The sequence below is a fragment of the Capillimicrobium parvum genome, assembly GCF_021172045.1.
GTDB lineage: Bacteria > Actinomycetota > Thermoleophilia > Solirubrobacterales > Solirubrobacteraceae > Capillimicrobium > Capillimicrobium parvum.
Window position 1 is genome coordinate 3445416 of sequence record NZ_CP087164.1, and the last position, 26462, is coordinate 3471877.

Genomic DNA, 26462 nt, shown 5'->3' on the forward strand with positions numbered 1-26462 from the left:
CGAGCGTTCACCAGGTCCCGCGGTGGACGACCTCCTCGAACGGGCGGCGGTCGGGCCGGCGGATCGGGCGCAGCGGGCGGTCGGCGGGACGGCCGAGGTCCATGAGGTACGCCGCATAGCGGTCCTCGGGCAGGCCGAGGATGCGGCGGGCCATGTCCTGATCGCCGACGGCGGAGTGCCCGGTGCCGATGCCGAGGTCCGCGGCGGCGACCTGCATGAAGGCGGTCGCCTGCCCGAGGTCGTACAGCGCGCCCCTGCTGCGGCGGTCGTCGCCTTCGAGGACGGGAAGGACCAGCGCGATCGTCGCCGCGGAGCCGGCCACGTGGCCGGCGCCCTGCCAGACCTGCGAGAGCTCGGCGAGCTGGCCGCGATCGGTCACGACGACGAAGTCCCACGGCTGCCAGTTGCGCGACGACGGCGCCCGGCGGCCGGCCTCCAGGATCCGGTCGAGCTCCTCCGGGGTGAGCGGGCGGTCCTCGAAGCTGCGCACGTTGCGGCGCGACGTGATCGCGTCCCAGGTCTCCATCTCGTGGCCTCCTGTCGTTCGGCGGGCCCTGCGCCCACCAACGCTACCCGTCGCCCGCCGCCCGGCATCGCGAGATCCGCGGGGCCCCCAGCCGGGCTTTGTGGCGCCGCGACAACGCCGGCGCCCGCACCGGCTTGACCGGTGGCCATCCGGCTGGGACGCTTGGGGCCGGAGGCTGATCCGGGTCAAGGAGGAGCAGTGCGGACAACGACCATCGCGCCGACGCACAGCGGGCGTGACGAGGTCAACGAGATCGTCGAGGCGATGAGCGCGGAGCTCGACCAGCTCGCACGGGTGCTGACCGACATGATCCACGAGAAGATCGCGGAGCTCGACGACGACATCTACGTGTGGACGCTGCAGAGCGTGCGCGCGAACCTCGGGCTGATCGTCACGCTGCTGCGCGAGGGCACGGCGCCCTCGAGCGCCCAGGCGCCGCCCGAGGCGCTGGCCTACGCGAAGGAATACGTCCGCCGGGCGCTGCCGTTCGAGCTCCTCGGCCGGGCCTACCGGATCGGGCAGGCCAGCCTCTCGCGCTACTGGCTCGAGCGCCTGCACGCCCGCACGGACGACCCGGACGACCTGGTCGACACCTTCGGGTTCCTCAGCGACTGGCTGTTCGCGTGGGTGGAGACCCTCGAGCACCAGCTCACCGAGTTCTACATGCGCGAGCGCGAGCAGTGGGTGCGCGGCGCCGCCGCCGTGCGCGCGGCGGAGGTGCGCGCGCTGCTCGAAGGCGCGCGCGTCGACGTGCACGAGACGAGCAAGCGCCTGGCCTACAACCTCGACCGCCACCACGTCGCGTTCGTCATCTGGAGCGACGAGGCCGACCGCGACGCCGGCGACGGCGCGGCGGTGCGCTTCGGCGAGATGGAGCGCCTCGCCGTCCGGGTCGCCGCCTCGCTCGGCGCGCACGCACCGCTCATCGTCCCGCAGGGCCACCATCTCGCCTGCTGGACCGGCTTCCACGAACCGCCGGTGCTCGCCGACCCGCCGCTCGCGGAGGACGAGGACGAGGGCGCCGGGCTGCGCGTCGCGCTCGGCGCGGCCTCCCCCGGGCTCGACGGCTTCTGCATCAGCCACCGCGAGGCGCTGCAGGCGCGCCGCGTGGCCAAGCTCGACAGCCGGGGCGACGCGCCGTGCACCGCCTTCGCCGACGTCGCGCTCGACGTCCTGACGACCCAGGACGCCGGCGAGGCGCTGCGCTTCGTCGCCCGCGAGCTCGGGCCGCTCGCGGCCGGCGACGAGGCTGCCCGCCGCCTGACCGCCACGCTGCGCGCGTTCCTCGACGAGGGCTCGAGCTTCGTGCGGGCGTCGCGCCTGCTCGGCGTCCACGAGAACACCGTCGCCTACCGCGTGCACCGGGCCGAGGAGCTGCTCGGCCACCGTGTGGCGGAGCGCCAGCTCGAACTGCGCGTGGCGCTGCGGCTCGCGCAGCTGCTCGGCCCCGAGGCGATCGCACCGCCGGCCTGAGCGGACGCGGTCAGCGCCGCAGCTCGGGCGTCCCGGCTCACACGGGGATCAGCGGCCCGCCGCGGCGCGCGCCTGCTGGACGTCGTCCTCGAGCAGCGTCGAGCCGCGGTCGCGCAGGACCGCGGAGCTCGCCTGGGCGACCTTGTAGAGGTCGTCCGCCCGCGGGTCGCCGGGGTGGTTCTTCAGCCACCAGTCGTCGTCGTAGTGGCGCAGGTCCCAGCCGGCGGGCTTGAACTCGCGCGCCAGCCGGTTGTTCTCCTCCTGCGTCAGCTTGCCGCGGGTCGTCGTCCACAGGGCGCTCTTCGTCGGCAGCGACGTGCTCCCGGGCCCGATCGGTCCGACGCCCGACGTCCACTCGTCGTCGGCGAGGATCGAGTACGGGACGCCCGTCCACATCTCGCCACGCGCGTCGGTGAACTTCGTCATGTGGTGCTCGCTGTGGTTCTGCGAGCTCATCGACAGCAGGCCGACGGTCTCGGCGATGAGCATGCCGCCGTACTCGTCGTTCATCAGCGGCTTGAAGCGCTGGCACTGCTCGTCGACCTCGAACCAGTCGGTCTGCTCGTAGACGCCGGCGAAGTGCGCGAGGTCCTTCGTCACCCCCGAGTACACGAGCAGGCCGGCGTCGATCATCTGGTCGCGGGACCACCCGGCCATCATCTTCCACATCCCCGCGGTCGCGTCGGTCATCTTCTCGCGCAGGTCGTCGAGGTAGTCGGCGAGCTCCTCGGCCGAGTCCATGTGGACCGGGATGTAGCCGTCGGAGAGGTGGTCGGACGTGTAGACGCCGACGGCGACGAGGTTGTCGTTGTCGTAGGCGGGGGTCGCCTCGAACGAGCCCCAGTCGTCGACGATGTTGAAGTGCGTGTCCTTCATGATCACGACGACCGTGAGGTTGTTGTGCTCGATCTCCGACGCCACCCCGTCCATCCAGGGGTAGTCGCACTCGGCGAGGTCGAGCATGTCGCGCACGAGCATCTCGTGGCCGCCCTTGGTCATGTACGGGCCGTGGTTGTTGAAGCTCAGCCGGCACTCGCAGTGGCTGAGGAACCCGTACGCCGACGCGGTCGCCATGAAGCGCCCGAACGCCGTGTGCAGCTTGTCGCCGGGCGTCACGCCGAGCGCGTCGGCCTCCAGCACCTGCGTCTGGCGCTCGGTGTGGACCTGGGCGCGATGGCCCGCGTCGCTCGGGATGACGTGCGCGTGGGAGCGGTGGTAGGACAGGTTCAGCCGGCGCCCGAAGTCGAGCACCGACAGGATGTCGTCGATCGCGTCGGTCGGCTTGAGCATCCCCATGTCCAGGAGGATCTGGCGGCCGCCGAGGTAGAACTGCGGGATCAGGCCGGCGGTGATCGTCGACACGTAGCTGCCGACCTGGCGCGCGCGATCGCCGATCTCCTCGGCCGGCATCGCCGCGTCGATCTTGCGCAGCAGCTCGGGCCAGCGGTACCAGGCGTTGAAGTACGACAGCGCGATGTACGGGTTGACCGGAAACAGCTTGGACTCCTGGACGGTGCGCGTCGTGCACTGCCAGAAGAAGGACTCGCTCGCCTTGCGGACGTAGGCGTTGGCCTCGAGCAGGTCGAGGTGGGAGTGGTTGGCGGGCATCGCTCGCGGTCCTCTCAGGAGAGCTTGATGATCCGGGCGCGCTGCGCCTTGGCGGTCGCGGCGTCGGCGTAGGCGTCGGCCGCCGGCTTGGAGTACTCGACGACGATCGCGTCGCCCTCGGACAGGCCGTCGAGCTCGGCGGCCATCAGGCACGGCACGCTGTACTCGCGCGTGAGGATGCCGAGGTGCGAGCGCACGGTGCCGCCCATGCAGATCACCGCGGCGAAGTCCCCGAGGATCGGGGCGGTCAGCGTGCCGCCCGAGTCGTCGATGACCGCGATCGTGCCCTCGGGCACGCCCTCCGTCAGCATCTCCATGACCCGCTCGACGTCGGAGACGAAGCGCGCGGTGCCCTCGACGTCGGCACGCGCCTTGAACACGTTGTCGCCCGTGCCGACGATCGGCCGGCCCTGCTCGTCGCTGTCCTGCGCGCCCGAGTCGGCGCGCTCCGCGGGCGCCGCGTACTTGTCGGGCTCCTCCTGCAGCGAGACGACGGCGGACATCTGGAAGCGGTAGCCGGTGGAGAGCAGCTCGGCCTCGACCTTCTCGAAGTCCTCGCGGGTGAGCTGCAGCGACTTGTCCTGGACGGCCTCCTCCCACGTCCTGCCGCTGGCGGCGAGACGCTCGGCGACGATCTTGCGGATCGCCGTGTGGTAGGCCTCGACGATCGGCGTGCCCGACGGGCGGGCCCACTTGTCCGGGTAGGGGGTCACGCCCCCGGCCGCCACGGTGTCGGTCATCTCTCCTCCTCGGATCTACTGGCCTCCTGCGCGAGGCGCAGGAGCAGGATGGCCTCGTGCTGCCCGGGCAGCCGCACGACGGCGGGCACTCCGCTGCGCGCGACGGCGCGCGCGCCCTCGGCGGTGGCGAGCACCGAGCCGCGGGCGGCGGGCGCGCCGGCCAGCCGCTGCGCGATCGCGCCGGCGTCCGGCGCGTCCTCGGGGTCGAGCACGAGCCCGGCCTCGTCGAGGTCGACGACCTCCTCGGCCTCGTCGACCACGGCCGTCGGGCTGAGCTCGCGCGCCCACGCGACGAGCTCGGCGAGGCCGGGCACGTCGTCCTCGCCCACCTCCTCGGTCGCCAGCCGCCCGGCGTACACGACTCCGGCCGAGCCGTCGACCGTCACCTCGCGGTCCGCCCACGCGCCGGTCGCGCCCTCGCCGACGCCGACGACGCTGGGCCGGCCGAGCGCGCGCGTCACCACCGCGGCGTGCGACGTGGAGCCGCCGCGCTCGGTGACCACCGCGCGCGCCGCGATCATCCCGGAGACGTCCTCCGGGCTCGTGGTCGGGCGGGCGAGCACGACGTCCTCGCCCGCGTCCGCCGCCGCCTCGGCCGCGTCCGCATCGGCCACGACCCGGCCCGACGCGACGCCCGGGCACGCCGCGACGCCGCGCACGAGCACCTCGGCGACGTCGGCGGTCTCGCGCGCGAGCCGGGGCGCGAGCACGCTCGCGAGCTGCTCGGCGCTCACGCGGGCGATCGCCTGCGCCGGCTCGATGGCGCCCTCGGTGGCGAGGTCCACCGCCGTGCGGACCGCGGCCAGTGGCGCGCGCTTGGCCGAGCGGGTCTGCAGCAGGTACAGCCGGCCGCCCTCGACGGTGAACTCGATGTCCTGCACGTCGCCGTTCGTGCGCTCGAGCAGCGCGGCGGCCGCGAGCAGCTCGTCGTGGACCTCCGGCATCTGCTCGCGCAGCGCTTCGAGCGGCAGCGGGTCGTGGCTGCCGCTGACGACGTCCTCGCCCTGGCCGCCGGGCAGCCACTCGCCGTAGGGCTCGGGCGCGCCGCTGAGCGGGTCGCGCGTGAACAGCACGCCGGTGCCGGAGCGCTCGCCGAGGTTGCCGAACACCATCGCCTGCACCACCACCGCGGTCCCGCCGTCCTGCGGGATCCCCCAGTGCTTGCGGTAGGCGATCGCGCGGCGCGAGGACCACGACTCGAACACGGCGTGGATCGCCGCGCGCAGCTGGTCGTACGGGTCGCCGGGGACCTGCTCGCCGGTGTCCTCCTCGATCTCGGCGCAGACGACGTCGGGCGTCGCGTCGTCGCCCGGATCGTCGATGTCCGCGCCGAGCACCGTGTGGCCGAACTCGTGGCAGAAGCGCACATGGGTCGAGCGGGCGAAGCCCGCGTCGCCCGACAGGGCCGCCAGCCCCTCGCGCACCGCCTCCGTCATGCCGAGGTTGAGGATCGTGTCCATCATCCCCGGCATGCTCACCGCGGCGCCCGAGCGCACGGACACCAGCAGCGGCGCCTGCGGGTCGCCGAGCCGGCGCCCGGTCCTGGACTCGAGTTCCGCCACGCCCTCGAGGACCGCGGCCCACACCTTGTCGTCGAGGCGCCCACCGGCCGCGTGGTAGCGGCGGCACTCCTCGATCGGCAGGGCGAACGCCGGCGGGACCGGCAGGCCGAGGCCGAGCATCCGCGCGACCGACGCGCCCTTGTTGCCGATCTGCTCGCGATCGGCCAGCGTGTCGCCGTCGAGCACGATGACGTGCTCGCTGACGCCGCTCACGATGCAACCACCCGCAGGGTCGTGACCGCGGTGGGTGAGGACCCGCAGGGTCTCACGGCGCCTCCTCGCGCTCGCGGCCCAGCATGCGCAGGAGGTCCTCGTGCAGCTCGAACCAGACCGTGTGGTAGCTGTCGATCCGCGCGCCGCTGACGTAGTCGGTCTCGCCGGCGAGCACGCGGTCGTAGGCGGCGTCGAGCCGGCGGCGGTACTCGCCCATCCGCGGCAGCAGGGCCGAGAAGCGGTCGAGCACCTTCTCGGCGCGCTCGTGCTGGCGTCCGAGGCGGTCGACGACGCCGTGGTCGTAGTCGGCGTCGGAGTGGTCGTTGGGCACCCGCTCGCCGCCGGGGGTCGGCATCATCTGCCAGTCGGTGAACAGCGCGAGCAGCTCGCGGTTGATGCGCTCGAAGCGCTCGTACGCGGCGGTCGCCTCCGGGTCGGCGCGGAAGCCCGCGAACGCCTCGGGGTAGCGGTCGGCCAGCCACTCGCGCCCCGGGGGCGTGACCATGAAGGTGCCCTTCGCGCCGACCGCCCGCCCCGCGGCGACCGCGGCGTCGAGCGCGCCGGACACCGTCGCCGCATCCGCTCCGAGGATGTCGGCCACCGCGTCGGGCCCGCCGGCCTTCTTGACGGCGAGCCCGTGCAGGGCGAGCAGCTCCAGGTCGTCGGTCATGCGTTCGGCACGGTAGGCCCACCGACCCTCCGCGCGGGCGCGCGCGGAGCGGCCGGATTGTGGACCTCGACAATCCGGGCACCCAGGGGTGCCGACCGCCGCCCTGGCGGATGCAGGGTGCGCTGCTGAGATCTGCGGCGGGGAGGCGGGCCCCCGGGGGATCTCAAGGGTGCCGACCGCCGCCCGGGCGGATGCAGGGTGCGCTGCTGAGATCTGCGGCGGGGAGGCGGGCCCCCGGGGGATCTCAAGGGTGCCGACCGCCGCCCGGGCGGATGCAGGGTGCGCTGCTGAGATCTGCGGCGGGGAGGCGGGCCCCCGGGGGATCCCAGGGGTGCCGACCGCCGCCCTGGCGGATGCAGGGTGCGCTGCCGGGATCTGCGGGGGTGAGCCGGGCGGCGTGGGATCTCAGCTCCAGTGCCGCAGCAGGGCCTCGGCCGTCTCCCGTGGGCGCTCGTACGGCCACCAGTGGCCGCAGTCGAGCACGACCAGCTCGGCGCGCATGCGCTCCGCCAGGCGCTCGGCCCAGACGAGCGGCACGTACGGGTCGTCGCGCCCCCAGATGACCATCGCCGGCACCGCTATCCGCTCGAGATCCGGCTGCCACTCCGCGCCGATGTGCACGGCCGAGCGGTAGAGCTTGAGGATGACCGTCTTGTTGCCGGGGGTCAGCCAGGCGTTGCGCTCGGCATCCTGCTGCGGCACGCCGTGCTCGACGAGGTACGGGATGGAGACCTCCGGGGTGAGGTCCTCCTCCATGTAGCGCTCGCCCTCTCCCGGCGTCTGCCAGACCTGGGCGATCTCGTGCCACGGGTAGTCGACGTCCACGGCGGCGCCGCCCGCCGCGACCGAGCGCAGGAGGTCGGGCCGCGTCGACGCGATCCGCTGCACGAGCAGCGAGCCCCAGTCGTGGCCGACGAGGTCGACCGGGCCGCCCCGGTCCTTCAGCGCCTCGAGCTGCTCGACGATCCAGTCGACGTAGGTCTCCTTCGTCGCCGGATGGTCGTCGCCGGCCGGCTCCGCGAAGCCGGGCAGGTCGACCGCGACGATCTCCTGGCCGTAGGGGCCGAGGTGCTCGACGACCCGGTCCCACAGGTGGGCGGTGTCGGGGTTGCCGTGGACCAGCAGCGCGGGCATCCGTGCTCCTTCGTTCGGTCAGCCGGCGGGGCCGGTGGGATGGGTGAGATGGCAGATGTCGTTGAACGAGCGCAGCAGCCAGCGGCCGTCGGCCAGCACGATGAGCCGGGTGATCGAGCCGTTGTCGGCGTGCACGAACGCGAACGGGCGGCTGGCGGAGGCCTGCGCGCAGAGCTCGCCGATGACGGCGCCGTGCACGACGGCGACGGCCGTCCGGTCCGGGCCGGTCTCGGCCACGATCTGCTCGATCGCGCGGCGCACGCGGGCGCCGAGCGACTCGCGCGACTCGCCGCCCGGGATCGCGTCCCAGCGCTCCTCGTCGAACACCTGCCGGATGATCGGGTCGCCCCGAGCGGCGCGGATGCGGTACTGGCCGCCCTCGAACTCGCCGAGGCCGACCTCGGCGAGGTCCGCCAGCACGGTCGGCTCGAGGCCGGTCGCCTCGGTCAGCGGCGCGGCCGTCTGGTGCGTGCGCCGCAGCGTCGACACGTAGAGGCGGTGGATGCCCTCGTGCTGCAGCCGGCGCGCGGCCTCCCGGGCCTGGGCGTGGCCGCCGTCCGACAGCGCGGGGTCGCTGTGGCCGTCGACGAGCGGGAAGCTGACCCCCTCCATCGCCGCCTCCGAGGCACCGTGGCGCACGAGGATCACCTCGGTCGCCCCCGGCGGCAGCGCGAACGGGTGCTGGTGGAACGCGTCGCGGTCGCTCACGAGGACGGCGGGGCGCCCGGCGTGACGAGGACCTTCAGCGAGCGGTCCTTGCTCATCTGGGTCTCGAACGCCTCCGCGACGTCGTCGAGCGCGTGGCGGTGCGTGATGAGCGGGTCGGCCTGGGCGCGCCCGCTCGACAGCAGCGCCACCGCCTCGCCGAAGTCGTCGCTCGTGTAGGCGATGCTGCCCTGCAGGCGGATCTCCTTCTGCACGAGCGCCGTCGGGTTGAACGTGAGCGGGTCGTCGTAGAGGGCGAGCACGACGATCGTGCCCCCGGCCTTGACCGTGTCCAGCGCGGCTCTGGCGAGCTCCGGCACGCCGGAGCACTCGAAGACGACGTCGACCTCCTCGCCCTCGCCGAGCGCGGCGTCGACCGCCGCGTCGATGCCCGCCGCGCCATCGACCGCGTCGGCCCCCAGGGTGGCCGCCGCCCGCAGGCGCAGCTCGGAGAGGTCGATGCCGATGACGCGGCGCGCGCCGTACGCGCGCAGGACCTGGAGGACCTGCTGGCCGATCGTGCCCAGGCCGAGCACGAGCGCCGTGCTGCCCTCGACGTCGCCCGCCAGCCTGACCGCATGGACGGCGACCGCGAGGGGTTCGACGGTCGCGCCCTGCTCGTCTGACATGTCGTCGGAGAGCTTGAAGACGTTCTCGCCCGGGATGGAGCGCGGGATGCGGATCCGCTCCGCGAACGCGCCCGGGCGCCCGTAGGCGAGCCCGGTGGTCCAGGCCGAGGCGCACAGGTTGTAGCGGCCCTCGAGGCAGCGAGGGCAGTCGCCGCAGGGCACGAGCGGCGAGGCGGTCACGCGATCGCCGACCTGCAGGCCGCTGACCTCGTCGCCGGCCTCGACGACCTCGCCCGCGAACTCGTGGCCCATGATCTGGCCGGGCGCGACGAACGAGCCGTGCTCGTAGGTGTGCAGGTCCGAGCCGCAGATGCCGCACACGCTGACCGCGACGACCACGTCCTCCGGTCCCGCCTGCGGGTCGTCGACCTCCTCGACCCGGATGTCCTTGATGCCCTGGAAGACCGCCGCCTTCATGCAACCCGTCCCTTCACCGTTGGCGCTGCGACCGATGCTGTCCGATCGCCGCGCGGCGACCGCGCGGGCGGGTTGCCCGGCTTGGAGGATTCACCAATGCGTCCCACCCACCCGAGCGCTGGAGGAGAGGTCGGCGCCGGGCGGGTGGGACGATCGGTCCTACGGAGCGGTGTAGCCCCCGTCCACGCTCATCGCCGTGCCGGTGACGAACGAGGCTTTGTCGGACAGCAGCCACACGCAGGCGGACGCGATCTCGGGCGCCTGGGCGAAGCGGCCGATCGGGTGGTTGGCGCGCGCGGCCTCCACCGCGGCCGCGTCGCCGCCCAGGAGGTTCTCGAACAGGTCGGAGACCATCGGCGTCTCGGTGTAGGACGGGCAGACCGAGTTGACCCGGATTCCCTCTGTGGCGTACTCGAGCGCCGCCGCCTTCGTGAGGCCCACGACGCCGTGTTTGGCGGCGACGTAGCCGACGGCGCCCGGCCAGCCGATCAGCCCGGCCGCCGACGCCATGTTGACGATCGACCCGCCGCCGTCGGCCAGCATCGCCCGCAGCTCGTGCTTCGTGCACAGGAACACGCCGTTGAGGTCGACGTCGCAGATGCGCTTGAAGTCCTCGAAGCTCGTGTCGGCCGTCATGCCGATCGTGCCGAGGATCCCCGCGCAGTTGAACGCGCCGTCGAGCCCCCCGAGCTCGCGCTGGGCGGTCGCGACGAGCTCCTCGACCTGGCTCTCGTCGGTGACGTCGCAGGCGACGAACGTCGCGCCGCCGAGCTCCTGCGCCAGCGCCGTCCCGCGCGCCTCGTCGACGTCGGAGAGCAGCAGCCGCGCGCCCTCCGCGCGCGCCTCCCGCGCCGTCGCCTCGCCGATGCCGCTGGCGGCGCCGGTGATCAGCACCACCTTGTCGTCCAGGATCCCCATCCGCGCGTCTGCTCCTCTCAGGCCGTGGCGGCCGAGCGCACCCGGTCGCGCAGCGGCTTCTTGTCGATCTTGCCGGTCGAGGTCTTGGGCAGGTCGTCGACGACCTCCCAGGTCGACGGCACCTTGAACGGGGCCAGGCGCTCGCGGCAGTGCCGCTCCACCGCGTCCAGGCCGGCCCCGGCGGCCAGCACGACGACCGCGTGCACCTCCTCCCCGCGCACCGCGTCCGGGCGGCCGACCACCGCGGCGCCCTGGACGGCGTCGTGCTCGAGCAGGACGTCCTCGATCTCGCGCGGGTAGATGTTCTCGCCGCCGCGGATGATCATGTCCTTCTTGCGGTCGACGAGGAAGATGTAGCCGTCGGCGTCGCGGTAGCCGACGTCGCCGGTGTGCAGCCAGCCGTCGCGCAGCGTCTCGGCGGTCGCGTCCGGGCGGTTGAGATAGCCCTGCATGACGTTCGGCCCGCGGACGCACACCTCGCCCGGGACGCCGTCGCCCGCGGCCCGGCCGTCGTCGCCGCGGATGACCACGTCCTGCCCGCGCACCGGCAGGCCGATCGAGCCGATCTTGCGCGGGCCGTGGAACGGGTTGAGCGTCGAGCAGCAGGCGCCTTCGGTGAGGCCGTAGCCCTCGAGCACCGCGATGCCGAACTTCGCCTCGAAGCGCTCGAACATCGCCGGCGACAGCGGCGCGGCGCCGCACACGACGTAGCGGACCGAGTTGGTCTCCGCCTCGTCGGCGCCGGGTGCGTGCAGCAGTGCGGCGAGCATCGTCGGGACCGCCGAGAACGTCACCGGCTCGAAGCGCGCGACCGTGTCCCAGAACGTCGAGGCCGAGAAGCGCTCCCACATCGCGACCTCGGCGCCGATGAGCATCGGCATGACCGTCGTCACGACCTGGGCGTTGACGTGGAACAGCGGCAGGACCATGCCGAGGACGTCGCCGCGGACCACCGGGACGAGCTCGCCGAGCATGCGCGTGTCCGACATGAAGTTGCGGTGGCTGAGCATCGCGCCCTTCGGCCGGCCCGTCGTGCCCGACGTGTAGACGAGCGACATGAGGTCGTCCGGAGCGGCGCCGGCCTCGTCGGCGACGGTCCCGTGCGCGCGCAGGACGCCGAGCGGGTCGCCGGCGGCCTGGTCGACGCCGACCAGCTCGCGCAGCGCGGGCAGCTCGCCGCGGACGGCGGCGAAGTCCTCCTCGCGGGCGGCCTCGCAGACGATCGTGCTCGCGCCCGAGTCCTCGAGGATGCCCATCGCCTCGCGCAGCGTCAGGTCCGGGTTGACCGGATTGAAGACGGCGCCGAGCCAGAGGATCGCCCACCACACCTCGAGGTACTCCGGCCCGTTGCGCAGGACGACGCCGACGACGTCGCCGCGCTGCACGCCGGCAGCGCGCAGGCCCGCGGCGATCTCCGTCACCCGGTGGTGGAACTCGGCGTAGGACCAGGCCACCCGGTCGTCGCGGACGAAGCGCGCGTCGCCGAGCTCGGCCGCGCGCGTGCGCAGCAGCTCGGGGAGGGTCTGGGTCTCCGTGTTGAGCACGCCGGGCATGGCGCCAGCGTCGCACGCGGCCGCGGGGTCGCGGAGGCGGCGGGCGCGCGGGCGTTGTGCGGTTTCCAAAGGCGCCGCGGGGGGCGCCGTCAGCGGCCGCTGAGGATCATCAGGGAGACGAGCGGCAGGCGGCCCGGTGCGCGGCGCGCGCTGAGCGCCAGCCCGACGCGCGCGCCCGACACCTGGCGCCGGCCCGCCTCACCGCGCAGCTGCCAGGCGATCTCGCACACCTGGGCGATGCCCGACGCGCCGATCGCCTCGCCCTGGGACAGCAGGCCGCCGCTCGTGTTGACCGGCAGCACGCCGCCCAGCGCGGTGAACGCGCTCTCCACCAGCTCGGGTCCCTGCCCCTGCGGCGCGAACTGCAGCGCCTCGTACGCGGCCATCTCACCGGCCGCGGTGCTGTCGTCGACCTCCGCGAGATCTATCTCCTCGGGGCCCAGGCTCGAGCTCTGGTAGGCGAGCAGCGCCGCCCGCGAGATCGCGTCGCCTGCGTCGCTGTCGCCGAGCAGCACCGACGCCCGCACCCGCGCCGCGTGGCCACCGAGCCGCCGCCGCACGGCACCCGACGTGAACACCACCGCGGCGGCGCCGTCGGCGTGCGCGGCCACCATCAGGCGCCGCAGCGGCCACTCGAGCAGCTCGCTGCCCATCACGTCGCCGGCGTCCACCCGCGTCGCCAGCAGCGCGCGGGGGTTGTCGGCGCCGAGCGTGCGGTTCTTCGCGGCGACGCGCGCGAGGTGCTCCTCCGTCGCGCCGCTCGCGTCCATGTAGTGCTGCGCCGCCGCGGCCTGCGCGTGCAACAGCGTGCCGTTGGACTCGGGCTCGCCCGCGAGGGTCCCGATCCCCGCGCACAGCACGACGTCGTATTCGCCGCCGGCCACGGCCTGCCACGCCATCTGCATCGCGCGCGACGCCCACGCCGTCGGTCGCCCGACCGGGGCGATTCGCTCGGTGCCCAGGCCGAGATCCGGCAGCTCGCTGCGCTGCGCCGCGCCCACCCCGGCGCTCAGCGACATCGCGGCGACGTCGCTTGCGGCGAGGCCCGCATCCGCCAGCGCGGCGGCGACCGCCTCGCGGCCGAGCTCCTCTTCGGTCCGTCCGGAACGCCCGAACCCGGTCGCCCCGACGCCGACGAGGAAGACCTCGCGCACGAACACCTCCAGTTCGGGTACGGCGTTGACGAGCGCGAGGATGATGGACCGCGAGCGGCGGCGTGGAGGCCCCGCGTCCGGGGCTTGTGCGAAACCCCAACCGACCCGTCGGAAATCGCGACGCGGCTCGTGGGCCTCTATGTGGCCGCGGCGCGCACCACCTCGAGCGACGAGCGCCGCGTCGTGTCGGCGACCGCCGGGCTCGGCTCGGGCAGCCGCCCCTGCAGCAGCAGGACGAGCAGCGCCATGCGCACGCGCAGCTGCGCGTCCGGGTCGTGCGTCACCGCCAGGCCGGTGAGGTCCTCGATGCGGGCGAGCCGGTAGCGGATCGTGTTCTCGTGGACGTCGAGGCACGCCGCGCAGCGCCGGATCGACGCCATGTTGTCGAAGAACGAGCACAGCGTCGTGAGCAGGTCGGCCTTCGACGGATCGTCGACGAGGCTGCCGAACGTCTGCTCCGCCGACGCGGTGACGAGCTCGTTGTCCGACGTGGCCAGGAACAGCGCGCCCGCGCCCAGGTCCGCCGACGAGAAGATCGCCGGACCGCCCGGCGGCGAGAAGCGCCGGATGCACTCGACGACCTGGCGCGCCTCGCCGAACGCGCTGCGGTAGCCGTCGCGGTCGCAGCGCACCGGCGACACGCCCGCGACGAGCCGGTCGCCGCGCGGGAGCTGGGCCCCGACCCGACGCACGACGTCCTTGAGGTATGCGGTGAACGCCTCGTCCTCGAGCCCCGGCAGCTGCTCGGCGAGGACGGCGACGCCGCCGCTGACCGCCGTCGCGTGGACGCTCAGCTCGGGGGCGACCTTGCGCAGCGCCGCGGCGACCGCCCGGAAGTCGAGCGTGGCGGCGCCGGCGCGCGAGCGCGGCCCGATGAGCATCACGGCGCGCGGCGCGTCGAGGCGGAAGCCGAGGCGCTCGGCCCGCCGGCGCAGCACGGTCTCCTCGCAGCAGCCGCCGAGCACCTCGGCGGCGAGCGACGCGCCCGCGTCCCAGTCGGCCTCGATGGCCTGGCGCTCGGTGCCGACCTGCAGCGCGATGAGCGTCGCCGCGCGGCGCAGGGTGAGCATGTCGCCGCCGACGAAGCGCGACTTGTGCTCCATGACGACGAGCCGGCCCCAGGTCTCCGCCCCGACGATGATCGGCGCGATCACGTAGCGGTGCATGACGCCGGCCAGCGGGAGGGGGCCGACGACGAACGCGCGGCTGCCGTCGTGGGCGGCCAGCGCGTCACGGACCTCCGGGCGGTCGATGTACGGCGACTCGAGGATGCGGGGAGCGATGCCGTCGTCCGTGCCCGGCGGCGCGGCCGTGGCGAGCCGCGTGTTGTCGGCGTCGAACACGGCGCACGGCTTGACGAGCACCACGGCGAGCTCCTCGAGCAGCTCGTGCAGCGTGGCGCCCTGGAGCACGAGGTCGCTGAGGCGCTCGTCGACGACGCTCGAACGGCGCAGCGCGTTGATGTGGCGCTGGGCGGCATCGACCTGCGCGCGCAGCTCGGCGCGCGACTGGGCGTGCATGACCGCGACGGCGGCGAGGTCGCCGAACGTCGAGGCCACCTCCGCGTCCTCGCCGGTGAAGACGTGCGGCCCGGCCATGTCGTCGAGGAAGATCACGCCGATGACCTCGTCCTGGAAGATCATCGGGACGGCCATGATCGCGTGGATCTTCCAGAAGCGGACCGTCGACTTGATGATGCGCGGGTCCTGGTGCGCGTTGTCGACGATGACCGGGCGCTTCGTGCGCAGCAGCTCGAGGATGAGGCGGTCCGACGGGCCGCCGACGCGGGAGCGCTTGATGTCGGCGTCGCGGGTCGGCTCGCCGGCGTAGCAGACGCAGCCGAGGAACAGCCCGGCCTTCTCGTCGCGCAGGTGGATCGAGCAGCGCTCGACGCCGACGAGCTCGCAGATGTGCCGCGCGACCGCGTGCAGCAGCCCGTCGAGGTCCGCCGAGTCGTCGGCCGCCGCGGCCACGCGCGAGAACGCGGCCAGCGCGCGGCGGAGGCTGGCGCTGCCGGCGTGGCCGGGCGCGGACTTGCTCGGCGTCGCCTTGGCGCGCGTGCGCACTGTGGTGCTCACAGGATGCCCCTCCTCATGGACCTCTCCTCTCCACCCTGACCTGGATCAGGACGACACCGATGGGCGCGGGGTTCGCGCCTCACCGCTCCATGAGCGAATGTACGGGGCCCCGCGCGGTTCGTCGTCGTACCCAACGACCGATACGCCACCTCGCAGTTGTGGCCTGCCTACAACGACACCGCGGCGGGGGTCCCCCCGCAAGCCGCGCGGTGGCCGCCGGCTGTGGGTTCTCCAAGGCGCGCACCCGCGCGCGTGCGCGCGCGCGAGCGCCGCGTCTAGCGTGAGCTGCAGCCCCCATCCCGCCATCCAGGAGGCACACATGGGCTTCGTCAAGCAGCCGGACGAGATCGCCAAGATCGAGCACGCGCTGAGCCATCCCCGGTTCGTCAACGGAGAGATGCTGTCGGTCGACTTCCTGACCGAGCCGACCGTCGTCGAGCAGATCCTGCCGCCGCCGCTGCAGCCGGCCGGCGAACCGCGGATCACCGCGATGGTCGGGCGCTGGCAGTCCAACTGCGTCGGGGACTTCTTCGGCGGCGCGATCTACGTGGCGGCGCGCCACGACGGCATCGACGGCGACTACGTGCTCGCGATGTACATGGACGGCGACATCCCGACCATCTACGGTCGCGACCTGTTCGGCGAGCCCAAGAAGCTCGCGACGAGCAACGTCTACCGGCACGGCAACGTCGTCTCCGGCTACGTGGACCGCCACGGCACGCGGCTCATCGAACTGCACGCCACGGTGTCCAAGGACCTCGGGCCGTTCGAGGCCGAGGGCTACAACTTCAACTTCAAGGCGCGCCCGAACGCGGACGGCATCGGGCTGCAGGAGGACGCGATCCTCACGAGGGCCAGGTTCGACGTGCACGCGGTCGCCGCACGGGAGGGCAGCGGATCGGTGACCCTGCGCGGCACCGTGCACGACCCGCTCGACGAGCTGCCGATCGTGTCCGTGCTCGGCGCGCGCTTCGTCGAGGCCGACCTGATCGCCAGCTGCGAGGCGGTCGCGACGACGCCCGCGGACGTGTTCCTGCCGTTCCACCACGGGCGCCACGACGACTGGAGCGCGCTCGACACCGAGGCCGCCGTCCTGGCCGCCGCGGTCTGACGCGCCGGCACGCGGCCCGCCGCACGCGGCGGGCCGCCCGCCGTCGCGGGGATCAGACGGGCGGGGCCGGGGCCGGGGGCGGCGGCTTGCCGCCCGGCAGCGCCTGCGCGACCGCGTCGGCCGACAGGTACGTCGCCTCGATCTCGCCGAGCCGCGCCTGGGCCTCCTCGGAGGACAGCGCCATCGCGATGCGGCCGCGGCTCATCACGTAGACGCGGTCGGAGTAGCGCATCGCCTTGCGGGCGTGCTGCTCGACGATCAGCGCGCCGGTCCCCGCCTCGGTCGCCGCGCGCCGCACCGCGGCGAGCAGGCGGTCGACGACGAGCGGCGCCAGGCCGAGCGAGAGCTCGTCGGCGAGCAGGACCCGCGGGTTGCGACCGAGCGCCCGCGCCAGGGTGAGCATCTGCTGCTCGCCGCCGGAGAGCAGGCCGCCGCGCGTGCCCATGCACTTCTCGAGCTCGGGGAACAGCTGTACGGCATCCGCGGGCGACACGCCGCCGCAGCGCAGGTTGTCGCGGGCCGACATGCTCTTGAACACCGAGCGCTCCTCGGTGACGTACGACAGCCCGTTGCGCGCGCGGCGATGCAGCGGCGCCTTCGTGACCACGCCGTCGAAGAGGATCTCACCGGCGAGGGTCGGCAGCTCGCCGCTCAGCGTGAGCATCGTCGTGGTCTTGCCGGCTCCATTGTTGCCGAGCAGGCAGACGACCTCCCCCGCGTTGACTGCGATGTCGACGTCGTGGATGACCGGCTGGCCGCCGTAGCCCGACGCCAGCCCCTTCGTCTCGACGACCGTGCTCATGGCCCCACCTCCTCCGTTCCGCCCGCGCCGACGCCGGCTGTCTGCGCCTCGTCCTCACCCAGGTAGGCCGCGATGACGCCCTGGTCGCGCCGGACGACGTCCGGCGTGCCCTCGGCGATCTGGCGCCCGAAGTCGAGGACCACGATCTCGTCGCAGACCGACATGACGAAGTTCATGTCGTGCTCGACGAGCAGGATCGCCATCGCCCAGTCGTCGGCGAGCCGCCGGACCAGGTGGGCGAGCTCGGAGGTCTCCGCGTCGCCGAGGCCCGCGGCGGGCTCGTCGAGCAGGAGCACGCTCGGCTGCGTCGCGACCGCCCGGGCGATCGCCAGCAGCCGCCGCTTGCCGTAGGAGAGGTCCTCGACGTTGCGATCGAGGTCGTCGGACAGGCCGAACTCGTTGATCGCGCTGATGACCTCGCCCGGCAGCCGCGGGTTGACCGGCCACACCAGGTCCTTGATGTAGGACGCCGGGTCGCGCGGGTCGGAGGCGACGCGCAGGTTGTCGAGCACCGTCGAGTCCTCGAAGAGCTCGAGCGACTGGAACGACCGCCCGATGCCGGCCCGGGCGCGCCGCGTGGCCGACCAGCGGGTGATGTCCTGCCCGTCGAGGTGCAGCGTCCCGCCGGCCATCCGCGTGAAGCCGGTGACCGCGTCGATGAGGGTCGTCTTGCCGGCGCCGTTGGGGCCGATCAGTCCGGTGATGCGCCCCGGCGTGGCGGACAGGGAGACCGAGTCGACCGCGACGCTGGTGCCGTACTTCACGGTGAGGTCGCGGACCTCGAGCGTCCGCGCCGTCACCGGGACGACGTCGTGCTCGGGCAACTCGCGCACCGGCGGCTTGCGCGGCCCGAGGAACGGCACGTTCGCGAACAGCTTCCGGCGCACGAAGTTGGCCTGGGCGATCCACTCCTTCGCGATGCCGTTCTGGTTGAGCAGCACGATGATGAGGATGCTCACGCCGCCGATGAGGTCGATGTACTTGCCGACCGAGTCGGAGAAGATCGACGTGAGGATCTGCTGGTTGAGGCCGCCGGCGGTCAGCGTCGCGCCGATGACCGGCCCGATGAGGTAGCCGATGCCGCCCAGCAGCGCGAGCCCCACGTCCGTGATCGACGTGAAGTTCGTGAACAGCTTGTAGTCGATGCTGCTCAGGCGGAAGACGAGCAGGATGCCGCCGACCGCCGCGATCCCCGCCGACACGCCGAACGCGTACAGCTTCGCGCCCGGCACGCTGATTCCGAGCGCCGCCGCGGCGCGCTCGTTCGTGCGCACCGCGATGAGCCGCCGGCCGCTGCGCCCGCGCCGGATGTTGCACACGATCAGCGTGCAGATCACGAACAGCGCCAGGACGAACAGGCCGTAGCGCGTCGAGTGGGTGATCGAGTTGATGTTCCAGCCGAACAGCGTGGCGTCACCGACCTGCGTGCCCTGGATCCCGCCCGTGTACTCCGGGTTGCGGAACAACATGAGCTCCATCGCGGTGCCCAGGCCGAGCGTCACCACCGCGAGGTTGATGCCGCGTGTTCGCACCGCCGGAACGGCGAACAGCACCCCCAGCGGCACCGTCGCGGCCACGCCGATGAGCAGGGCCAACCAGAACGGCGTCCCCTGCGCGTCGACGAGGCGGCCGGCGACCCACGCGCCGAAGCCGCCGATCGCGAACTGCGCGAGCGACAGCTGGCCGGCGTAGCCGGTGACGACGACGATCGACAGCAGGATGAACGCCACGCACAGCGTCGTGATGATCGAGTCCGCCCATTGGCTGTTGAGCACCGCGAGCAGGAAGGCGGTGAGCGCGACGCCGAACGCGATCCCGCCCCAGTTGATGCGGCCGGTCCCGATCGACGGGAGCCGCTGCAGGAAGTAGTCGCGCAGCGGGAGCGCCTGACCGGTCACGACCAGCACGACGACGATCACGATGAACGGCACCGAGTCGCCGAAACCCGGCTGGTGGACGTAGCGGTTGAGCTCCGTCTGCGCGATGCCGATGAGCAGGCCGGCGACGAGCGCGACGGGGAACGAGCGGAACTGGGCGACCAGCGCGGCGGCGATCGCCGCGAGGATCAGGTTCGTCATGACCGTCACCTGCAGCGTGACGATCGGGGCGATCAGGATCGCGGCCACGGCGGCGAGCGCCGAGCCGAGGATCCAGTTGGTCACGGCGATGCGGTCCGGCGACCAGCCGATCGCCGACGCCGCGCGCTCGTTCTCGGCCACCGCCGAGGTGGCCAGGCCGAACTTCGTGAACCGGTACAGCGCCCACAGCACGACGGTCAGGACGGCGGCGATCCCGAGCAGGATGAGCCGGTCGGCCGTGATCGTGATGGAGCCGGAGATCGTGATGATGTCCGTCGGCAGCTCGGGCAGGACGAACCGCGGGGTCGAGCCGTAGCGCAGCACCGCGATCGCCTGCAGCGTGATGAGCACGCCGAGCGTGGCGATGACGCGCACGAGCGGCGAGGACCGTCGCAGCGGGCGCATCAGGAAGAGATGGGTCGCCGCGCCGATCGCGGCGGAGAACAGGACGCCGACGACGGCCGACGGGAGGAACGCCCAGCCGGCGTTCGTGTGCAGGTCCCACTGGACGAACACGCCGGCCATGCCGATGGCGCCCATCGCGAAGTTCAGGACGCCGGACCCGCGGTAGATGACGATCAGGCCCTGCGAGGCGAGCGCGTAGAGCGCTCCGATGCCGAAGCCGAGGAACGCGAACCGAATGACCTCTTCCACGTCTTCTGCTCCTCAGAGTCTGTCGTTTGGAACGTGATGAGCGGTGCCGGCTCCGGGCCGTCTTGGCCCGCCCGGAGCCGGGGCACCGTTCATGTCACTGCGAGGGCTTCTTGCCCAGGGCCAGATCGCTGACGTCCTCGAACTCGGTCGTCAGCGGAACGACCTTTCCGTCCTTGATCGTGCTGAACACGACCGTGCGGTTGAACAGCCGCTTGAACGGCGGGTTCTCGGTCCACGGCTTCGTGAAGTCGATGACCGGGACCATGCCCTTCGTGTCCAGGTTGGTGGTCTTGGCCGCCTGCGCCAGGTACGTCTTGGCGTTGATGCTCTGCGGCGCGCCCGGGATCGCCTCGGCGATCTGGGTGAACCCGGTGTACGCCGCCCACGTGCCCATTCCGCCCAGGGAGTTGTAGTCCTGGTTCGGATCGGCGTTGGCGTCCTTCAGCGCCTGCCGGTACACGGCCCACGGCGTCGTCGCCAGGTCGGGATACATCCCGCCGATGATGTTGCCGTCGAGGGCGTTGCCCAGGCCCTTGATCGAGACGTTGTCGAGGTTGCCCTGCGGGCCGTACATGCGGGCCTTGGTGCCCGACTGGACCCACGCCTGGTTCCAGGCGATGTAGGGCGTCTCGGAGACGATCATGATCACGCAGTCCGCGCCTCCACCGGTCGCCTCGGCGACCTGCGGACTCTGATCCTGGGCTGTCGGTGGCAAGATGACGGTCTTGCCGAACTTCATTCCGTAGGCCTTCATCGCGTTCTCCATCGGCGGCAGGAAGCCCTGAGCGCCGTCGATGATGACCGCATTGATGTTCTTGCAGCCGTCCTCGACCGCTCGCTTGACGAGGCCCACGCCGTACAGCGGCTGCGTGCCCATCGGGAACGAGATGTCGGACGTCCACTGCGGCGGGGTGATCGGGCAGCATTCGCCGAACACCGGGATCTGGGCCTTCTCGAGCGCAGGCATGATGTTCGTGCCGAGGAACGAGAACGATCCGACGACCGCCACGACCTTGTCCTGCACCGCCTGACGGGCGCAGGCCGACGCATCGGTCGGCTTGCCGTGCTCGTCACAGACCGTGACCTGCAACGGCGCGCCGGCGATGCCGCCGTGGTTGTTGATCCACTGCTCGTACGCCTTCGCCGTGATCGAGATGTTCGGATACACGGGGCCCTGGGAGTCCAGGGACGTGATCGTCATCGTCTTGATCGGCGTGCCCGAGGCCTTCTTCACCGGCCGGTTGTTGGCCGTCTGCGAGGCGTCGCCGGACTCCGCCGGCGCCGTCGCGGTGGTGCTCGCGCTGGTACCTGCGCTCGTTGCGGCGCTCGTGCTCGCGCTTGTGCTCGTCGAGCTGTTCGAACCGCAGGCGGCCACCCCCGCGAGCAACGCGCAGCCGGCCAGCACTGCGACGAGGACGCGGGACCAGCGCCTGAGAGCGTGGTCGTCCTTCATGACGGACCTCCTCCTTCCTCCTGGGATATCGACCCTGTGCCGCGGCAAGCGTAAGGACGGTCTGACAGTCCTCGGTACGGTTCGGCGAACCGCATTTGGAGAATCACCAACTGCCTGACCGAACGCGGGCCGCATGGTGCTCACGTGACCCGGTGGACCCGGTATTCGACGCCCGGCCCGACCACGACCCGGCCCTCCGCGACGAACACGGTCTGGTTCACCCACGCGTACCGTTCGTCGCCCGTCTCGAGACGCGGCGTCGTGCGGAAGTAGCTGTCGCCGAACTGGCTGTCGCGCTCGCCTCCGACGGCGGCGAGGATCGCGTCCGTGTACTCGATGACGCCGAAGTACTGCACGTAGATGCTGGCGCCGTCGTCGGTGTAGAGCGTGGTTCTGACGTCGAGGCGCCCGAACCCGTCGGGCCCGGCCAGGATCCAGTCGGCGCCGCCGCCGATCGTCCCGCTGATGCGGTCGCCGGTCGCCTTGCCGCCGGTGACCTCGAAGATGCTGCGGTCGCCGAACGGACCCGGGCCGATCGGCACGGCCTTGAGATCGGCGTTGAACGTGTACTCATGGACCAGTTCCACGCGCCCCCTCCTTGTCGTTGGACGTCTCGAGCCTCGCAAGCCCGGCGCACCGGTGCGCCGGTACCCGCGGGCGGCGTCGCGGTTCCTCCAACGCCGGCCGCGCCGCGACCTGCGCTGGCCGGCGGCGCGCGCGATGCTGGCGCGCGTCGAACCGAGGAGGAACCGCATGGACCAGGCCGCCTTCAACGCGTCGTTCTCGCTGCCGATCGGGCCGGGAGTCGCGTATCCGCCGCCGCCGTACACGTACCGCGGCGTGGAGGACATCTTCATCGCGTACGAGGCCGACCCGGCCGGTGTGGAGGCGCTGCTGCCGCCGGGCCTGACGGCGGCCGACGAGACGCCGGTCTGCATCGCCTGGGGCCGGTGGATCCCCTTCTCGGCGTTCGGCCCGTATCACGAGGCCTACGTGATGATCCGGGCCAGCCTGGACGGCGAGACCTACCTCTACCAGCCGTTCATCTTCACCGACAACGAGATCCCCCTCGTGGCCGGCCGCGAGATCTGGGGCTACGCGAAGAAGCTCGCGGTCATGGAGCGCTCCAGCGGGGGCGCCGGCCAGCCGTTCGGCGAGCAGATGCTGTTCACGGTCGAGCGCCCCCGCGGGCACCGGATCATGACGATGTCGTTCGTCGCCGACCGGCTCTTCGACCCGGCCGGGCTCGAGGACCTGCCGGTCCTGTCGACGCGGCTCATCCCGAACGCCGAGCCCGGTCCCCCGTCGGTCGCGCAGCTCGTGCGCCTCGACGTCGAGGCGCCGATGAACCGCAGCGCCGACGGCACGCCGAAGCTGTGGACGGGCCGCGCATCGGTGACGATGGACGCGCAGTCCCAGGTCGACCCGTGGCACCTCCTCGCGCCCACGCGGATCATCCAGGGCTGGTTCGGCGTCTTCGACTTCGACCTCGGCTACGGCAAGGTCGTGCACGACTACCTGGCCGAGGGCGCCGCGACGGGCGTCACGAACGGGGCGGCGGCGCGCGCCGCGACGTAGCGGCCGGTTCTTCCGAGCCTCGTCGTCAGCGGCGCAGCGCGACGGTGACCTCGCCGCGCGACGCGGTGATCGCGCGGCCGGCGCCGTTGCGCAGCACGTCGCTCAGCCAGCCGAGCCCCTGGACGCCGGTGATGGGGTAGATCGGCTCGATCGGCTGGGCCGCGGCGTACATCGCGTCGACGTCCGGGCCGGGGATGAGGTAGCGCAGCAGCAGCTCCTCGTCGGAGAGGCTTCCGCCGTACTGGGCCCGGATCTCGGCGAGCGACGGCTGCGGCGGGTCGCTGTCGAAGATCTGGCGGCCGCGCTCGGTCCGGCTCGCCCGGTCGAGCAGCTCCGGGTCGACCTCGCCGGGCGGATCGCCGTACCAGCCCGCGAGGTACATCAGGTTCTCGTCGGGGATCGTCAGATAACGCTCGCCCTGCACGACGTTCAGCAGCGCCTGGATGCCGACCAGCTGCGAGAACGGCGTGGCCATGATCGGATAGCCCATCTCCGCGCGCACGCGGATCGCCTCCTCGAGCACCGCGGGCAGCCGGTCCGCCATGCCGTGGCTGACGAGCTGGTTGCGCAGCGTGCCGGTCATGCCGCCGGGGAACTGCTGCTGGATCGTCGCCATGGAGTACTCGACGGACTCGCCGAGGTGATGGCCCTCCTCGATCGTGAGCGCCGCGAAGTGCTCGGAGACCTCGGCGAGCCGGCTGTCGTCGAGCGTGACCTCGTGTCCGAGGCGGCGCATGTTGTCGACCGCGACCTCCACCGACGGCATCGACGGCCCGTTGGCCAGCGAGCTGATCGCCGTGTGCAGGATCGTCACGCCCTCCTCCACCCCGATGCGGTGGTTCAGCGCCGCCATCGCCGTCTTGTCGTGGAAGTGCATCTCCAGCGGCACGCCGTGTGCGTGCTCCTGCATGAGGCGGATCCACTGCCGCGCGCGCTCGGGGCCCAGCACGCCGGCCTCGTCGCCGATGATGATCGTGTCGGCCACGCCCCCCGCCGCCATGCGGTCCATGATCGACGCGTAGTGGGCGTCGGTGTGGACGGGCGACTCCGAGAAGTTGACCTGCGGCGACGGCTTGACGCCCGCGTCGCGGGCGATCTTCGCCACCTGCAGCATCTTGTCGACGTTGTGCAGGCAGTCGAAGATCCACAGGCTGCCGATGCCGTGCTTGGCCAGGGTCTGCACCCAGAGCTCGATGATCGAGTCGGGCGTGATGCCCATGCCGACCACGCCGTTGTCGCGCGTCCCCGCTCGCAGCGTCGTGTGCGGGAAGGCGGCGTGGATCGCGTCGAGGCCGCGCCAGGGATCCTCCTGGCGGAAGCGCACGAGCACCTCGAAGATCGAGCTGCCGGTGAGGTCGACGACGCGGTAGCCCGCCGTGTCGATCGCGTCCGCGACCGGCAGGATGTGGCCGGCGCGCATGCGCATCCCCCACAGGCTCTGCTGGCCGTCGCGCAGGGACTGGTCGATGAACTCGATGCGCGCCATCAGGCCGCCTCCTCCTTCGGGGTCCAGCCGGGCAGGAACTCCTCCTCGAGCCAGCGGGTGTGCACGCGTCCGGAGACGACGTCCGGGTGCTCGAGCACCTCGAGCGCGAAGCCGGCCGTCGTCGCCACGCCCTCGACGCGCAGGTGGCGCAGCGCGTGGTCGATGCGCCGCAGCGCGTGGGCGCGATCGATCCCGCGTGCGATGACCTTCGCCAGCAGCGAGTCGTAGTACGGGACGACCGTCCAGCCGGGGAAGCACGCGGTGTCGACGCGCACGTCGCCGCTGACGGGCGCCGCCCAGCGCTCGATGCGCCCGGGCGAGGGCAGGAAGCCGGCCTCGGGGCGCTCGGCGTTGATGCGCACCTCGATCGCGTGGCCGTGGACCTCGACGTCGTCCTGCGCGAAGGAGAGCGGCGCACCGCCGGCGATGCGCAGCTGCTCGCGCACGATGTCGATGCCGGTGACCATCTCGGTGACCGGGTGCTCGACCTGCAGGCGGGCGTTGATCTCGAGGAAGGCGTAGGACGCGCGCTCGACGTCGACGAGGAACTCGCACGTGGCGGCGCCGGCGTAGTCGAGCTCGCCGATGAGGCGCACCGCGGCGGCGCAGATCTGCTGCCCGAGATCGCCGGGCAGGCCGGCCGCCGGTGCCTCCTCGACGAGCTTCTGGTAGCGGCGCTGCAGCGTGCAGTCGCGATGGCCGAGGTGCACCACGCCGCCCCGGCCGTCCGCGAGCACCTGCACCTCCACGTGGCGCGCGCGGCGGACGTAGCGCTCGATGAAGACGCGCCCGTCGTCGAACGCCTGCTGGGCCTCGCCCGCGGCCGTGTGGAAGGCGCGCTCCAGCTCGGCGGGCTCGTCGACGAGCCGCATGCCGCGGCCCCCTCCCCCGCCCGCGGCCTTGATGAGCACCGGATAGCCGATGCGCTCGGCGACCTGGGCGGCGACGGTCGCGTCCTCGAGGACGCCCGATCCCTCCCCGACCGCGATGCCGAGGTCCTTGGCGAGCGCGCGGGCGGTCGCCTTGTCGCCGCTGCGGCGCATGGCCTCCTCGGACGGGCCGACGAAGGCGATGCCGGCCTCGGCGCAGGCGGCCGGCAGCTCCGGGCGCTCGGAGACGAAGCCGTAGCCGGGGTGCAGCGCGTCGCAGCCGGTGACCGTGGCGGCGGCGATGAGGCGGTCGATGTCGAGGTAGCTCTCCGTGGCGCTCGCCGGGCCGATGCAGATCGTGCGATCGGCGAGTTGGGCGCCGAGGCTGTCGCGGTCGGCGTCGGAGACCGCGAGCACGGCCTCGAGGCCCTCGTCGAAGCAGGCCCGGATGACGCGCACGGCGATCTCGCCGCGGTTGGCGACGAGCACGCGCTCGAGCGCCATCAGCCCGCCGGGTCGATGACCACGAGCGTCTGGCCGTACTCGACCGGGGCGCCGTTGTCGACGAGGATCGCGGCGACGGTGCCGTCCACGGGCGCGACGACGTGGTTCATGAGCTTCATGACCTCGACGATCGCGACGGTGTCGCCGGCCGAGACGGTCTGGCCGACCTCGACGAACGGCGGCGCGCCGGGCGCGGGAGCGCGCCAGAAGAGCCCGACGGAGGGCGAGTCGACGGTGGCGCCGTCGGGGACGTCCACGGCCGCGGGCACGGCGGGCGCCGCGGACGGCGCGGGGGCGGCCTCGGCGGCGGGCGGCGCGGGCGCGGCGGGCGCGGCGGGCGCGGCGGCCACGGGCGCAGCCGATGCGGGCGGCGGCGGGGGCGGCGGCGCCGCGGCCAGCCCGTTCGACGACGCATCGCGCGAGACGTGCAGCCGGTCGCTGCCGACCGTGATCGTCATCTCCTGCCAGTCGCTGCGGTCGAACGCGTCAAGGAGCGCGCGGATCGTCTCTGGGTTCATCTCCATGTGCGGCTTCTCCAAGTCGGGCG

The 26462-nt window shown here is 72.6% G+C and carries 23 protein-coding genes; 4 read left to right on the forward strand and 19 right to left on the reverse strand.

What is annotated here, in order from left to right:
- Window positions 1–7 precede the first annotated feature (7 nt).
- Window positions 8–526 (reverse strand): nitroreductase family protein, encoded by a 519-nt coding sequence (locus tag DSM104329_RS16835; protein ID WP_259311008.1) that lies wholly within the window; start codon window positions 524–526, stop codon window positions 8–10.
- A 198-nt stretch (window positions 527–724) separates the two neighbouring features.
- On the opposite strand from DSM104329_RS16835, the gene DSM104329_RS16840 reads away from it, so the two are divergent.
- Window positions 725–1999 (forward strand): PucR family transcriptional regulator, encoded by a 1275-nt coding sequence (locus DSM104329_RS16840; RefSeq protein ID WP_259311009.1) that lies wholly within the window; start codon window positions 725–727, stop codon window positions 1997–1999.
- A gap of 48 nt (window positions 2000–2047) precedes the next feature.
- On the opposite strand, the gene DSM104329_RS16845 is transcribed toward DSM104329_RS16840, so the two are convergent.
- From DSM104329_RS16845 to DSM104329_RS16895, 11 genes are all read right to left on the reverse strand, one after another.
- Window positions 2048–3607, reverse strand: coding sequence for a hypothetical protein (locus DSM104329_RS16845; protein WP_259311010.1), 1560 nt, complete (start codon window positions 3605–3607; stop codon window positions 2048–2050).
- A 14-nt stretch (window positions 3608–3621) separates the two neighbouring features.
- Window positions 3622–4347: a PEP-utilizing enzyme gene (locus DSM104329_RS16850; RefSeq protein WP_259311011.1), complete on the reverse strand. Its 726-nt coding sequence runs from the start codon at window positions 4345–4347 to the stop codon at window positions 3622–3624.
- Window positions 4344–6122 (reverse strand): pyruvate, phosphate dikinase, encoded by a 1779-nt coding sequence (locus DSM104329_RS16855; RefSeq protein WP_259311012.1) that lies wholly within the window; start codon window positions 6120–6122, stop codon window positions 4344–4346. The genes DSM104329_RS16850 and DSM104329_RS16855 overlap by 4 nt, the downstream gene beginning before the upstream one ends.
- 52 nt (window positions 6123–6174) lie before the next feature.
- Window positions 6175–6792, reverse strand: a complete 618-nt coding sequence (locus DSM104329_RS16860; protein ID WP_259311013.1) for a hypothetical protein — start codon at window positions 6790–6792, stop codon at window positions 6175–6177.
- Window positions 6793–7197: 405 nt separating this feature from the next.
- On the reverse strand, window positions 7198–7926 hold the full coding sequence (locus DSM104329_RS16865; protein ID WP_259311014.1) for an alpha/beta fold hydrolase: 729 nt from the start codon (window positions 7924–7926) through the stop codon (window positions 7198–7200).
- Between the two features lie 18 nt (window positions 7927–7944).
- Entirely contained in the window at window positions 7945–8634 is a 690-nt protein-coding gene (locus tag DSM104329_RS16870; RefSeq protein ID WP_259311015.1) for a histidine phosphatase family protein, read from the reverse strand.
- On the reverse strand, window positions 8631–9677 hold the full coding sequence (locus tag DSM104329_RS16875; protein WP_259311016.1) for a zinc-dependent alcohol dehydrogenase: 1047 nt from the start codon (window positions 9675–9677) through the stop codon (window positions 8631–8633). Before DSM104329_RS16875 ends, DSM104329_RS16870 begins: the two co-directional genes overlap by 4 nt.
- Window positions 9678–9836: 159 nt before the next feature.
- Window positions 9837–10595, reverse strand: coding sequence for an SDR family NAD(P)-dependent oxidoreductase (locus DSM104329_RS16880; protein WP_259311017.1), 759 nt, complete (start codon window positions 10593–10595; stop codon window positions 9837–9839).
- Between the two features lie 17 nt (window positions 10596–10612).
- The gene (locus tag DSM104329_RS16885; protein ID WP_259311018.1) at window positions 10613–12148 is read right to left on the reverse strand and encodes a class I adenylate-forming enzyme family protein; all 1536 of its coding nucleotides are present in this window, start codon (window positions 12146–12148) and stop codon (window positions 10613–10615) included.
- A gap of 89 nt (window positions 12149–12237) precedes the next feature.
- The gene (locus DSM104329_RS16890) at window positions 12238–13308 is read right to left on the reverse strand and encodes a thiolase family protein (protein ID WP_259311019.1); all 1071 of its coding nucleotides are present in this window, start codon (window positions 13306–13308) and stop codon (window positions 12238–12240) included.
- Window positions 13309–13439: 131 nt separating this feature from the next.
- Entirely contained in the window at window positions 13440–15380 is a 1941-nt protein-coding gene (locus tag DSM104329_RS16895; protein WP_259311020.1) for a GAF domain-containing protein, read from the reverse strand.
- A 319-nt stretch (window positions 15381–15699) separates the two neighbouring features.
- Between DSM104329_RS16895 and DSM104329_RS16900 the strand changes: the two genes are divergently transcribed.
- A complete protein-coding gene (locus DSM104329_RS16900; RefSeq protein WP_259311021.1) occupies window positions 15700–16491 on the forward strand; it encodes an acetoacetate decarboxylase family protein in 792 nt (263 codons plus the stop codon).
- Between the two features lie 52 nt (window positions 16492–16543).
- Here the strand turns inward: DSM104329_RS16900 and DSM104329_RS16905 are convergent, their stop codons facing one another.
- The 3 genes from DSM104329_RS16905 to DSM104329_RS16915 form a co-directional block, all read right to left on the reverse strand.
- Window positions 16544–17293 (reverse strand): ABC transporter ATP-binding protein, encoded by a 750-nt coding sequence (locus tag DSM104329_RS16905; RefSeq protein WP_259311022.1) that lies wholly within the window; start codon window positions 17291–17293, stop codon window positions 16544–16546.
- Window positions 17290–20025, reverse strand: coding sequence for a branched-chain amino acid ABC transporter permease/ATP-binding protein (locus DSM104329_RS16910; protein WP_259311023.1), 2736 nt, complete (start codon window positions 20023–20025; stop codon window positions 17290–17292). Before DSM104329_RS16910 ends, DSM104329_RS16905 begins: the two co-directional genes overlap by 4 nt.
- Before the next feature lie 94 nt (window positions 20026–20119).
- Window positions 20120–21226, reverse strand: a complete 1107-nt coding sequence (locus DSM104329_RS16915) for an ABC transporter substrate-binding protein (RefSeq protein ID WP_259311024.1) — start codon at window positions 21224–21226, stop codon at window positions 20120–20122.
- Between DSM104329_RS16915 and DSM104329_RS16920 the strand changes: the two genes are divergently transcribed.
- Window positions 21216–21596, forward strand: a complete 381-nt coding sequence (locus DSM104329_RS16920) for a hypothetical protein (RefSeq protein ID WP_259311025.1) — start codon at window positions 21216–21218, stop codon at window positions 21594–21596. The genes DSM104329_RS16915 and DSM104329_RS16920 overlap by 11 nt on opposite strands.
- A 22-nt stretch (window positions 21597–21618) precedes the next feature.
- Here the strand turns inward: DSM104329_RS16920 and DSM104329_RS16925 are convergent, their stop codons facing one another.
- The gene (locus tag DSM104329_RS16925) at window positions 21619–22065 is read right to left on the reverse strand and encodes a DUF3237 domain-containing protein (RefSeq protein ID WP_259311026.1); all 447 of its coding nucleotides are present in this window, start codon (window positions 22063–22065) and stop codon (window positions 21619–21621) included.
- Between the two features lie 166 nt (window positions 22066–22231).
- Between DSM104329_RS16925 and DSM104329_RS16930 the strand changes: the two genes are divergently transcribed.
- Window positions 22232–23056 carry an acetoacetate decarboxylase family protein gene (locus DSM104329_RS16930; protein WP_259311027.1) on the forward strand — a complete coding sequence of 275 codons (825 nt, stop codon included), beginning with the start codon at window positions 22232–22234 and terminating at the stop codon, window positions 23054–23056.
- A gap of 25 nt (window positions 23057–23081) precedes the next feature.
- Here the strand turns inward: DSM104329_RS16930 and DSM104329_RS16935 are convergent, their stop codons facing one another.
- Genes DSM104329_RS16935 through accB form a run of 3 tightly spaced genes read right to left on the reverse strand, consistent with a single transcriptional unit; the run spans window position 23082 to window position 26439 of the window.
- On the reverse strand, window positions 23082–24542 hold the full coding sequence (locus DSM104329_RS16935) for a hypothetical protein (protein WP_259311028.1): 1461 nt from the start codon (window positions 24540–24542) through the stop codon (window positions 23082–23084).
- Window positions 24542–25915: an acetyl-CoA carboxylase biotin carboxylase subunit gene (locus DSM104329_RS16940; RefSeq protein WP_259311029.1), complete on the reverse strand. Its 1374-nt coding sequence runs from the start codon at window positions 25913–25915 to the stop codon at window positions 24542–24544. The genes DSM104329_RS16935 and DSM104329_RS16940 overlap by 1 nt, the downstream gene beginning before the upstream one ends.
- Window positions 25915–26439 (reverse strand): acetyl-CoA carboxylase biotin carboxyl carrier protein, encoded by a 525-nt coding sequence (gene accB, locus DSM104329_RS16945; RefSeq protein WP_259311030.1) that lies wholly within the window; start codon window positions 26437–26439, stop codon window positions 25915–25917. Before accB ends, DSM104329_RS16940 begins: the two co-directional genes overlap by 1 nt.
- Window positions 26440–26462: the final 23 nt, after the last annotated feature.